The following is an 11,000-nucleotide window of genomic DNA, read 5'->3' on the forward strand; positions in this document are numbered from 1 at the left end:
GGCAGCGCTGGCTCGGCATTGCAGGTTCAGCGCCAGGGAATGGACCATCTACTCCCGCAACAGACAAGCGGTTCGCTGCCCGCGAGTGGCACACCAACCCGGTCTATCGCACGCTTCAGCAGATCTACCTGCTTGCGTCGGACTGGCTCCTGCAGCAGGGCGATGTGGAGGGCATGGACGAGGCCGAGCAGCAGCGCATCACCTTCCACTTGCGGCAGTTCGTGGACGCAATGAGCCCCGCTCTGATCCTGCTGTCGAACCCTGTCGCTCTTCGCAAAGCCATCGAGACCGGTGGGACCAGTATTGCAGCCGGAGCCGCCAACCTGATTGCCGATCTCCAGGCCGGGCGCCTCAGCATGGTCGACACCGAGGCCTTCACGCCAGGCCGGAACCTCGCTCTCACGCCCGGAAAGGTGGTCCACCGCAATCGTCTGATGGAGCTGATCCAGTATGCGCCAACCACCAAGTCGGTTCACAAGACACCGCTGCTGATCCTGCCGCCCTGGATCAACAAGTACTACATCCTCGACATGCAGCCCAAGAACAGCCTGGTGCGCTACCTGGTCGAGCAAGGCTTCACGGTTTTCCTGATCTCCTGGAAGAACCCGGATGCGTCCATGGATGAGATCGGCATCGAGGACTACATGGAACTCGGCCCGCTGGAGGCCAGCGATGTGGTGCGCGACATCACCGGCAGCCCGACGGTGAATGCCATGGGCTACTGCATCGGCGGGACACTGCTGACAATGACGTTGGCGGCCCTCGCGGCCAAGGGTGACAAGCGGTTTAACGCGGCCAGCTTCATGGTCTCGCTGCAGGATTTCTCACGCGTGGGCGACACCGCCGTCTTCATGAACGAGCCGGGCATTGATCTGATTGAGCAGCAGATGATGGAGCGCGGCTATCTCGACAGCCGTGAGATGTCGAACATGTTCAACCTGCTGCGTTCGAATGACCTGATCTGGGCCAATGTGGTCAACAACTACCTCTTGGGCAACAAGCCGCCGGCCTTTGATCTCCTGTACTGGAACAGCGATGGCACCCGCATGACCCGGGCCGCCCATAGCTGGTACCTGCGCAATACCTATGTTGAGAACAATCTGATCCAGCCGGGCAAGGTCACGCTCAAGGACGAGGCGATTGATCTCGGCCGCATTCGTCAGGACACCTATGCCGTGGGGGCGGAAAAGGATCACATCGTGCCCTGGGATGCAGCTTGGCGCGTCACGCAACTGTTCGGCGGTGAGGTGCGGTTCGTGCGCGCCTCCAGTGGCCATATCGCCGGCATCATCAATCCACCGGGTGGTAAGGGCACCTATTGGACCCGGGAGAGTAGCGACGCAGCAGCGAGGAGCCCTGAGCAGTGGCTGCAGAGCGCCAGCCGCCATGAGGGAAGCTGATGGCCGGACTGGACGGCGTGGCTTTCTTCCCACTCTGGCCGAAAGAGTGCGCCACCACCGATGGGCAGCGCGAAGCACCCACCCCTGCAGGATGCGCCTGGCACTTATGTCTTGGAAAAATAGGTCGGCTGAGGCTAATCCGAGTACACATCGCGCCGCGTGATCCTGCCTGATTCACTTCACTCGGAACCGGGAGCCAATCGGCTGATGCTGGAGCAGGATGTCAGATGAAGATCACCATGGATGTTGAGTGCACGCCCGAGGAGGCACGGGCCTTTCTGGGACTGCCGGACGTGAAGCCGATGCAGGAGCAACTCATGCGAGAGGTGCAGGACCGCATGACCGCGAACATTCGGGCGATGGAGCCTGAAGCCATGCTGAGAACCTGGCTTCCGGCGTCCCTGAAAGGGTTCGAGCAGATGCAGGAGATCTTCATGTCCCAAATGACCGGGACCAAACGAGAGTGAGTGATCGCGAGAGGCTCCGTTGCATCGCTCCAAGGATCTCTGCCCCTGACGAAAGTCTGCTGATGTTGACGCCGGCCGGACGGCTCGTCCTGGAGGATCTGCTGTCCGTCCGACCGATCATCGGCTCGTCTCGTCGCTAACCTTCGAGGATTTCTTCTGCGCGGAGGACCGCCGGCTGCCCTTCCGGCTGGCGCCGTTGCCACCGCCCTCGCCCGGCGATCCGCCAAGGGCGCTCGTCACGACCTCCCCTGCAGCTCCGATGGCAGCCGCGGCAACCTCGAGCGGAGCTGCAACGATCTCGGCACCGAGACTGCCGGCGGCCGACACGGCGTTCCGGCCTTCCTGTGTTCCGCCGCCTTGGCCCTGCTCGCTGCTTTGCGGCTTCTCAAGCACATTCGCAACGGCCCTGAGGGCCTCCGCCATCACCGCGCGCGCCTGCTGGGAGGTGAGCGTTGTCTCAAGGGTCGAGAGCCAGGCCATCGGGTTCAGCAGGCTGCCCTGTGAGCGGGATGCGGAGCGGGTCTGCGTCGCGGACCGCGATCGCGATGTGCCGGAGGTCGAGCGTGTTGCTGTGCGCGATCCTGCGGAGGAACGGGCCTTCGCGGGAACAGCCTGGGACTTCGTGGCAGACCGGGAGCCAGCCATCGCTTTGGGCTGGGCACGCTTGGAAGCGCCAGCCCCCTTCTTCGTGGCAGACCGGGAGGCGGATTTCGATGCGGACCTCTTCGGCGTGTTCCGGCTTCTGCTGGGTTGGGACGTGTCGTCCTTTTTGGTTCGAGCCATTGTCATTCTTTCATCTGCTGAGGCCGCAAGTCGGCCGTACCGAGGAACAGTGTTCCTCCGCGATGACAATGACGGCGTGGCCGTTCGGTTCGTTCGCGTCGATGAGCCGAAGGCGGATTAGGTCCGTCTCAAGAACTCGAGGCCAGCCGGAAGATCGTGTTCCTGCCGCGCCGGTCGCATGGCCTTGATGGACGATCTCGCTCTCGGTGGCGCCTCGTCCGCGATCCAGGCGGGTTTCCCCTCGCGCGTCTCCAGCGGACATGCCGCCTCGACGTGGAGCATCGTCTCCTGCAGCCATTCGGCCAATTGCGCCGCAGAAAACTGCGAGAGATAGCGTTGGTCCCTCTCATCAAACACGATCTCCAGGTTCCCGTCGCCCTTGTCGATGACCTGGATCATGATGCGATCGAGGAGCCGTTCCTCGATGAGATACCCGTCCATCTGGGCGGCTGCTACAGGACCGGTGACCGTGACCAACCTCTTCATGCCAGGACCCCTCTGAAAGGCTCAGGCGAGTGTAGGCAGCACCTGTGACGGAGCGGTACGCCATTCTGCGAACATCCTTAATTGCACACGAGATGGCGCCCAACACATCTCTCGCCAAGCTGACCGCGACGGTGCGAGCGCCGATGAGGTTTCACGTGGAAGCCTGGCCCGCTCCCACGATGGCGACAGCAGATCAAGGTGACCGAAGCAGTCTTCACGTTTGTCGCTGTTCACAGCCTCCCCGGTCCCCGTCCTTGCCATCGGGCTGAATGGGTTGGAACCGCTCCGCGTGATGCAAGCAGCCTGTTAGGATCCTCTGATCGGAGCGCCTGCTGACCGCTGGAGGTCCGCTCCGGACCGATGCTGTTGAAAAGGCACTGTTGCAGTAACTTGAAAAGGGCATAACGGACCCCGTCGAACAGGCCGCTCAGGCAGCAAGACTGAAGAGCTGATTGATGAGACGGATTTCACCAGTCACTCGACGTTCCCGCTGGAGGAAATGACCGCGGCGGATCATGCGCATGATTTCAAAACTCTTCAGGGTCGCGGCGGCGGTTTTCATGGTCCGGAAGCCGCGCGTTGGACGGATCACACGTGAGCGCGCCATGATCCGCCTCAAGGATGTTATTCATATATTTCGAGGTGCGGTGTTCGACATCCTGCGGCAGCAGCCCTTCGTTCTGCAAGCGTCGGATTGCCTTCGGATACGAAGCCAATTGTCGGTCGTGATGGATAAAGGAGGAGAGCCTCTCATCGCCCGCAGGGCCTTGCGCAGGAAGCGATAAGCCGCTCCGGGATCACGCCGACCGGACAGCATGGAGGCAATCAGCCGACCATGTTTATCGACCGCTCGAAACAAGTACCGCCAGCGTCCGCCCACTCGTACACAGGTCTCATGCGCTCGCCATGAGCCTGAACGATGTCCCTGGTATGGTCGCACCCGCTTCTCGATCTCCGGAGCATAGCGTTGCACCCAACGAAAGATCGTGCTTGGACTGACGGTGACACCGCGCTCGGACATCATTTCAGCCAGATCGCGATAGCTGATCCCATACTTGCAGTACCAGCGCACGCACAGCAAGATGATCTCAACCGGGAAGCGACGGCGCTCGAACAGAGGCACGGGAGCAGATCCTTGATGAACCGCTCCTCGCTATACGGCCGAGGTTAATGCAACGGTGCCCGACGGTCGGCGTCCGCAGGGCTCGCTTCGAACCATTGTGCTCGTACTCATGAGTATGCCCGAGTCTTGGACACCCGTTGACGTTGCTGATCACTCCCTTTCGGACGGAAGGCCCGAGCCCGCTTGAGAGCTGCGCTCTTACTGCCATGCTTACCCGTGAGCCCGAGACGGTGAGCCTTTCCGATCACGGCATTGCGCGTGACGCCCCCACCTAGCTTCTCCGCAATCATGCGGGCCGTTTTGCCTGAAAGCCAAAGGCGCGTCAGCACCTCCATTCGTGGTTTGTCCCAATGCGCGTTCATGCCATCTCCTGAACCTCCCGCCTCCAGCCCTCCCCCGTTGAGCGCTCAGCCAGCAGACGCCGTCTCTTTCGCTCCGAACCAGGTCTTGATCTTCGCAAAGAGAGGTGTGTCGGGAATTGACGTGGAAGTGGTCGCTCTGGCCCGGACGGCGCCCATCCTAATCCTCACCTCGTCTGGTGGGGACACACCTGCCTGCCGCCCAATGGCCAGTGCTCCCTCAAGAACTTTCATGCCCTCTTGGAACGGCAGCCGCCAGCGCATGCGAGCGGCGATGTACGTCTCCCGCTCCCGCTCCATCTTTGGCATGTCGGCACAGGCCAGGCGGGTCACAAACGGCAGCAGATGCTGGCGCTCCTCATCGGAGGCCTCATCGTTCAGCTGCATCGCCAAGGCGCAAATCGGACGAGAGAAACACTTCGGCATGTCGTGAACGGAACGCACAGGCTGGTAGGGGAAGCCGGCGGCTACGATGGCCGCTTCGTTGATGCAGGTGCCGCCGTCCTTCCCTGGGAACGCGTGCGAGCCCTGTTTCAAGGTCCAGTGCAGGATGTGATCGAACTTATCCATGGTGGCCATCCTGGTGGCGCACCCCCACTGGGGCATGGTGATCCTCCAGGATGCCCTGTGTCAATTGCAGGCCGCACGCGTTCTACGACAAGACGGAGCGGGTTGATCACCCCCGAGGTGGCGTGGTGGTGCCGTGCGGCGGGCGGCGTTGTCACGTCATCGATTTCTGCGTGTCTTTATCTTCCGCTGCTGGAGAGTCTTCAGCGGCCTTGATGGCGGTTCGTAAGCGGCATAGCGGCAATCCACCTGCCCCGTTTCTCCGCCGCGATAGCACATCTGTCAGCACCGGTCGCAAATGCTCCTGGTCGCCTTGTCACTCTGCTCCTGAGCACGCTGCTCTTTCTCGGTTTCGGGTCCGATGTTGCCAAGACCGGTCTGGTTGCCCGTGGAGCCGCCAGCCCCAGGGCCCTGCCGGGGGCCACCCGAACTGGTGCTGACCGGGGTGCCCCCAGAGCCGGTCGTGCCTGGTGGGACAATGGGCGGCGTCAGCGCTCCGCCCGCGCCACTGTTTGGGTTCATCCCGCCGGTGGGCTGCTGGGGTGAGCCAGCACCACCGGTCGCTGAATTGGACGGGTTGCTGGTTGGTCCGCCGGTCCCTGCGCTTGGCGCACCGCTGCTCGTGGCTCCACCTCCGCTCGTGCCAGAGCCGCTTGCACCGCCGCTGGATCCTCCACCGGAACCGCCGCCCCCACCTCCGCCGCCGGACTGAGCAACAGCGACAGGTCCCGCAGCGAACAGCAGTGCAGCCGCAAGCATCAAACTTTGCAATGAACGAGAGATCATCGGCTCCTCCGGAGCTTGCTGAGACCAGTCAGCATTGTCCAAACGCTAAGTAACGTGTGAGGTTTCAGCCTGGTGCCCAGGCTCGTCACCGATCATCGCTGCCCCTCGCACTCGAGCGATAACAACACGGTTGTGACGGTCCTAACAAAATCGGCTCTGCGGCGTTGGTATCCAGCCGTACCGAAACCCCTTTGTTGAGGGCCGTAAGCACAACAGGAGACAGACCATGGATCGCCGCATTGTCCTAGCAGGCTTGGCCGCCGCAATCACCGCTCCCGCGCTGGCGCAGACCAGCGGATCCCCCAGCACCAGACAACCAGGTGCCGCCGCTGGTTCAACCGGGGGAGCCTCTGGGGCAAGCCGCATGGGCGGGCAACCGATGACACAGGCTGACATGCAGCACATGCAGCAGACGATGCAGCTGGGCATGGTGGCTCTCGAGACCAGCCGGATCGCGCAGCAGAAGGCGCAGAATGCCGACCTGAAGCGATTTGCTACCTTTGAGGTACAGGAACAGACCACCCTGTCCGAGGTCCTTCACTCCATGATGGAGCCTGCCGCTACATCGGCCACGGGCGCTGCGTCAGGGACGAGCGCCTCAGCCATGCAGATGGATGCCCAAAGCCGGGAGATGATCCAGAGGCTTCAGAACACGCAAGCCGGCGAGGCCTTTGATCGTCAGTACCTTCAGGGCCAGATGGAAGGGCACAGCGGCCTGCTGCAGGTGCAGACGCAGTATCTGCAAAGCAATCCACAAAACCGCGAACATGTGAACGTCGCGAAAATGGCCCGCGGCATGATCACCGAACACATCGCCTTGTTGGAGGAGATCCAGACCAAGATGAAGTGAGCCTTTTGGCACGCGCGGCGAGATGCACTTCGCTCGCCGTGCGTGTCGAGGCATTACAAGAGCACCTCCTGCGAGGCCCTTCATCAATTTGGCGTTTCGCTGCTCTCTTTCGGCAACACAGGTTCCAAAGCGGCATTCCGCAGGTGACAAGTCTCACGGTCGAGCCCCGCTGACCAGCCGGACATGGCTGCGTTCCTGGCCAAACCTTAGCTCTCCGAGATGATCATCACCGTCATGGGGCAGATGGCCACGCCACAGGTGGCGGGAGTCCCCTCCACGACTGGTGCGGAATACCCCTTTTGCCAAGTGCATGGCGACGCTCGGACCAACTTAAGTGAATGCTGGCGTGTCTGCCCTCCTCTAGCGAAGAGGTCATGAGCAGAGCCATCACAGATCAGCCCCGCTGCCTGGTTGTCGAGGATCAGACCCTCATCGCCCTGTCGATCGAAACCTACCTGGAGGAGGCCGGCATTGCTGTAGCGAGCGTGGGCTCCTTGGCTAAGGCGCGAACCTGGCTCGAAACCAATACAGCCGACATTGCCATCGTTGACTTCATGCTCCAGGACGGCTCGGCCACAGAGCTGGCGGGAGAGTTCAACCGACGCGCCATCCCGTTCGTCATCTACTCCGGCTACCCTCCGCACCAGAGCCCACCCTCTGGGCTTCAGAGTGTGCCCTGGCTCGAAAAGCCGACAAGTCGTGACGCCTTGTTGAAGGTTGTGCTGAAGATCCTCATGGCCGTGTCAGGGCAGGTGCTCCCTCTGCATTCCTGACTTTCACCCTTCCCGCGGCACCCCAGCTTTGCAGAAATTCATCGATGGCATCGCGGGGAGCATGAGAACCTCAAATGGCCGCTCGAAGGATGATGGTTGGACATGGCGATTGCTGACGAGATCGAAGCGCTCCTGAGCCGGAGCCCGGGCCTGACGGAGGCCGAAATCGCGGCGACCTTGTTTGGAGAAGCAAGCTCCCTCCCACGGATCTCGGGAGCTTGTAGAAGCCTGATCAAGCGCCGCCGGATCGAGCGAAGTGGTCGCGGCGGGCGCAAGGACCCATTCCGCTATTTCCCCCGAGGAACACTGACGGTTCCGAGCTCGCCGTTGAAGCGCCGTCGATACCTGATGTAGTTCGCAGAAGCCGTTTTTGCAATGTTCTTATCCTTGCTCAAGCGTATCGAGGATCATTCTTTGCTGAGTGCGGAAGTATTCGAGGACCTCCTTTAACCCCCGAAGCACGGCCTTGGCTTGCGTTGTATCGCCCCCCTTCTCAGCCAACCGCTCGATCCGGGCGGTCTGCCGGGACACGAGCAGATTGATCTCGACGAGACTCTTCTCAAGCTGAGCGATTTCTTGATCCGGCTCGAACATGGCGGCACGATTGGCTCGAACGTGGCGCTCATCAATGATCGGATCGTACGCGGGTTCCCCAAACGACCGCGGCGCTGAACATTCTTTTAACAAGAAGCCCGTCGCTGCAGGGGATACCAAGCGGTATCAATGCTCCCGTCGTGTTCAGCTTTCTTGGGGTTGGATCAGCGGCTGATACGCCAGATCCGTCCGCCCGCATCATCAGATACGACAATCGACCCATCCGGCAGTTCCTTGACATCAACCGGGCGTCCAACGCCGCTCAGAAAGCGCAGTCCGTTGCCAGAGCGGCTGCTGCCCACACGCAGCCGCACAACCTGATACCCGACCGGGGTGCTGCGATTCCAGCTTCCGTGTTCGGCAACCAGCGCCTCACCCTGCAACTGCGGGAACATGGCACCGCGATAGAAGTGAACCCCGAGCGCCGCGACATGGGCCTGGAACTCATACGCGGGTGGGGTTTGTGGGGCTGGCGGAGCCGCCGCCTCGAAGCCGCGGAGTCGCACCCGACCGCCAAAATAGGGAAAACCATAGAAGGCGCCGGGCTGCAGTTCGTTGAGCTCGTCGGGTGGTGTGTTGTCTCCCATCCCGTCAGCGCCATTGTCGGTGAAATACAGGGTGCCGCCGTTCCAGTCGAACCCGACCGAGTTGCGGATGCCCTATGCAACGCGCCGCAGATCGCCCCCGCATTCCCTCCCGACCAGATCGAACAGAGGATTCATGCACCCACTCCTGACCTTGGAAAACTCACAAGCTCGCGGGCATTGGCGAGATCTTTGATCTGATCTGCTTGGCTTCCGGTCCGTGCCGCGGCTACGGATCCCAAGGACCGGCGGATGGCAGGGCTTGATGGGTTGCAGGCGGACCCAGCACCCCTAGGCAAGCCCCGGCGCCTCCAGGCGCGGCCGAAACCTCACTCTGCCGCAGCCGGAAGCGCCCGCTCCTCTGTTCCCTCGTCCAATCGATCGCGGAGGGACAGGCGCCCTTTCTCAGTCCAGAGAATGATCCCGAGGCATGCGGCACCCAGCCCGAGATAGCCAAGGCTGAGCGGGAGGACCGTGCCGTTGAAGGACCGACCGATGACGAGCCCCAAAAGGGCGCCGAGTAAGGTCGTATAGGAACCGATGAATGAGGCAGCAGTGCCCGCGATAGGACCCAAGGGAGCCATGGCTATGGAGTTGAAATTCGGAACCGTGAGGCTGAACAGAAACTGATTGAGAGCAAAAATTCCTGCATAGAGCAGGAGCGGCGGCCGACCATCATAGACCAGCGCTAAAGACAGTTGTACCGCTGCCACGAGCGTGAAGCCGCAGATGCCGATGTGCGACAAACGACGCATGCCCAGACGCTGGACGAGCGTCGCATTGGTAAATGACGCCGCTCCCATAAAGGTGGCAATACAGCCCATGACCACTCCCGGCCAACCACCTTCGGTGACCCGTGACGATGTTCGAGACGTCACGCAAGCCATCGAGGGCCTGAGCCGACTGGACGACGTGAAGAGAGTTTGAGCGCAGGGGCCGCTGGTAGTCCCGCGCAGACAACCTCATCGGAGCCTCAATGCTCCTTGAGCCGCCAACCCCGGCTGCGAGCGTGGCGCTCCATCTCTTCGATGGTCTCCTTGAGCCGATCCGCTTCGGCGAAGTCTCTCCGCGCTAAGGCTTGAATTAGCTCCATACGCTTGTGTTCGAGCGCCTTTGTCCAAGCAATTTGTTCCTCTGACATCTGGCTTCTCCAAGGCCACTGCTCGATCAGAAAGGTCGAATGTGGAGACAGTGTGTAAATCGGCTTGGAAACATTGGCCCCTGTCAGAACGAGCGCATCCTGTTGAGGATGCGAAACAAACACGAACAACAGAGGGGTTACAGTCGGCGCCGGTCGTGACCCTCCCGGTCAAAGCAAAAACCGAAAGCTACTCCGAAGTTTAGGCCGAGCAAGAGATGAGGTCTGGGTTCCAGACCGAATTACAGAGGGTATTGCAAAGCGCGGCGGGAGAAGGATCCGGCTTGGTTGTCAGTCACCCGGTAAACCGCACTCCATAGTGGCATCCTTGGGTCCAGACCAAGCGGACCTTGGCGACCGCTCCCGCATTTGGGATCTTCAGCTCGAACTCAAGAGGAACATCGGCCGGGGAAGGAATCACCAGCCGCACTCCGGACTCCGAAAGATCCCACACAGTGCATGCAATCGGCTCTCCGGTTGCCTCGCTTGCGAACCATCCCTCCAAATCCGTGCGGGATCGTTTGCTTGATCGACGCTCGGGCATTCCTTGAAGCATGATTGCGGTCCTGGGGCTGACGGAGGAACCCACATAGGAACGGAAGCTTGCGTGAGTATTTCCTGCGACGCTCGGCGAGTTCGACACCAGTGATAGTTTGGCAGCCCGACTGGCGCGCCTTGGCGACGGTCAGGACACGGGCACCTGGAAGGTGCTGCGCTCGTGTGCAGAAGTGCCTTGGACCGGCTGTTGCAGGGCATTCGGCAGGGCCGCGGAGGCGATTGAGGGCAAGAACAGAGTTAGATTGGGGTTAGAGTTTGAACCGCGAAAGAGCCATCATGGAAGACTGGTATCCGATCAGGCTGGCACCCCGCGACGGAACTCCCGTGATCCTCTGGATTGAGGATGAGGAGGCGTCGCCAACCTATCCGGTGACGGTCGGAGTCTGGGGAACCGGCGACATGATGTGTAGTAGCTGGAACTTGATCTGACATTTGGCGTCCGAGAGTTGGTCGGGCTCATCTGTCCGATGATGTTTTCAAGCGGCGATCATCTTCTCCTTCGCTAACGGGATTGCATCGAGGAAGGTCTGCA

The 11,000-nt window shown here is 61.1% G+C and carries 16 protein-coding genes and 1 pseudogene; 7 read left to right on the plus strand and 10 right to left on the minus strand.

Features of this window, described 5'->3' with window-relative positions; genetic code table 11:
• Positions 1-1,400 (plus strand): PHA/PHB synthase family protein (locus FS320_RS30490; protein ID WP_244627495.1); only part of this gene is annotated, 1,400 nt, incomplete at its 5' end.
• A gap of 227 nt (positions 1,401-1,627) precedes the next feature.
• The gene (locus FS320_RS30495) at positions 1,628-1,867 is read left to right on the plus strand and encodes a DUF6489 family protein (RefSeq protein WP_152716060.1); all 240 of its coding nucleotides are present in this window, start codon (positions 1,628-1,630) and stop codon (positions 1,865-1,867) included.
• A gap of 117 nt (positions 1,868-1,984) precedes the next feature.
• Here the strand turns inward: FS320_RS30495 and FS320_RS30500 are convergent, their stop codons facing one another.
• On the minus strand, positions 1,985-2,290 hold the full coding sequence (locus FS320_RS30500; RefSeq protein WP_152716062.1) for a hypothetical protein: 306 nt from the start codon (positions 2,288-2,290) through the stop codon (positions 1,985-1,987).
• A gap of 22 nt (positions 2,291-2,312) precedes the next feature.
• Between FS320_RS30500 and FS320_RS30505 the strand changes: the two genes are divergently transcribed.
• A complete protein-coding gene (locus FS320_RS30505; protein WP_152716064.1) occupies positions 2,313-2,771 on the plus strand; it encodes a hypothetical protein in 459 nt (152 codons plus the stop codon).
• Here FS320_RS30505 and FS320_RS30510 read toward each other — a convergent pair.
• The 4 genes and pseudogenes from FS320_RS30510 to FS320_RS30525 form a co-directional block, all read right to left on the minus strand.
• A complete protein-coding gene (locus FS320_RS30510; protein ID WP_152716066.1) occupies positions 2,768-3,136 on the minus strand; it encodes a hypothetical protein in 369 nt (122 codons plus the stop codon). The genes FS320_RS30505 and FS320_RS30510 overlap by 4 nt on opposite strands.
• A gap of 427 nt (positions 3,137-3,563) precedes the next feature.
• A pseudogene (locus FS320_RS30515) lies at positions 3,564-4,259 on the minus strand (IS6 family transposase).
• Between the two features lie 107 nt (positions 4,260-4,366).
• Positions 4,367-4,621 (minus strand): GcrA family cell cycle regulator, encoded by a 255-nt coding sequence (locus FS320_RS30520; RefSeq protein WP_152716068.1) that lies wholly within the window; start codon positions 4,619-4,621, stop codon positions 4,367-4,369.
• Positions 4,622-4,666: 45 nt separating this feature from the next.
• Positions 4,667-5,188 (minus strand): hypothetical protein, encoded by a 522-nt coding sequence (locus FS320_RS30525; RefSeq protein ID WP_152716070.1) that lies wholly within the window; start codon positions 5,186-5,188, stop codon positions 4,667-4,669.
• Positions 5,189-6,197: 1,009 nt separating this feature from the next.
• Here FS320_RS30525 and FS320_RS30535 point away from each other — a divergent pair.
• The 3 genes from FS320_RS30535 to FS320_RS30545 all read left to right on the plus strand — a co-directional run bounded on the left by FS320_RS30535 (position 6,198) and on the right by FS320_RS30545 (position 7,948).
• Complete coding sequence (locus FS320_RS30535; protein WP_152716074.1) at positions 6,198-6,821, plus strand: DUF4142 domain-containing protein; 624 nt, start codon at positions 6,198-6,200, stop codon at positions 6,819-6,821.
• A 374-nt stretch (positions 6,822-7,195) separates the two neighbouring features.
• Entirely contained in the window at positions 7,196-7,594 is a 399-nt protein-coding gene (locus FS320_RS30540; RefSeq protein ID WP_162003350.1) for a response regulator, read from the plus strand.
• A 102-nt stretch (positions 7,595-7,696) separates the two neighbouring features.
• Positions 7,697-7,948 (plus strand): hypothetical protein, encoded by a 252-nt coding sequence (locus FS320_RS30545; RefSeq protein WP_152716078.1) that lies wholly within the window; start codon positions 7,697-7,699, stop codon positions 7,946-7,948.
• A gap of 27 nt (positions 7,949-7,975) precedes the next feature.
• On the opposite strand, the gene FS320_RS48495 is transcribed toward FS320_RS30545, so the two are convergent.
• The 5 genes from FS320_RS48495 to FS320_RS50960 form a co-directional block, all read right to left on the minus strand.
• Positions 7,976-8,308 (minus strand): hypothetical protein, encoded by a 333-nt coding sequence (locus FS320_RS48495; protein ID WP_244627496.1) that lies wholly within the window; start codon positions 8,306-8,308, stop codon positions 7,976-7,978.
• A gap of 44 nt (positions 8,309-8,352) precedes the next feature.
• Entirely contained in the window at positions 8,353-8,844 is a 492-nt protein-coding gene (locus FS320_RS30555) for a PQQ-dependent sugar dehydrogenase (RefSeq protein ID WP_338105549.1), read from the minus strand.
• Between the two features lie 257 nt (positions 8,845-9,101).
• Entirely contained in the window at positions 9,102-9,596 is a 495-nt protein-coding gene (locus FS320_RS30560) for an MFS transporter (RefSeq protein WP_152716080.1), read from the minus strand.
• A gap of 149 nt (positions 9,597-9,745) precedes the next feature.
• Entirely contained in the window at positions 9,746-10,042 is a 297-nt protein-coding gene (locus tag FS320_RS30565) for a hypothetical protein (RefSeq protein WP_152716082.1), read from the minus strand.
• A gap of 163 nt (positions 10,043-10,205) precedes the next feature.
• Positions 10,206-10,466, minus strand: coding sequence for a PilZ domain-containing protein (locus FS320_RS50960; RefSeq protein WP_152716084.1), 261 nt, complete (start codon positions 10,464-10,466; stop codon positions 10,206-10,208).
• A gap of 278 nt (positions 10,467-10,744) precedes the next feature.
• On the opposite strand from FS320_RS50960, the gene FS320_RS45375 reads away from it, so the two are divergent.
• Positions 10,745-10,897, plus strand: coding sequence for a hypothetical protein (locus tag FS320_RS45375; protein WP_153885348.1), 153 nt, complete (start codon positions 10,745-10,747; stop codon positions 10,895-10,897).
• Positions 10,898-11,000 lie beyond the last annotated feature (103 nt).

The sequence above is a fragment of the Microvirga tunisiensis genome, from assembly GCF_009296175.1.
Taxonomy (GTDB): Bacteria; Pseudomonadota; Alphaproteobacteria; order Rhizobiales; family Beijerinckiaceae; genus Microvirga; species Microvirga tunisiensis.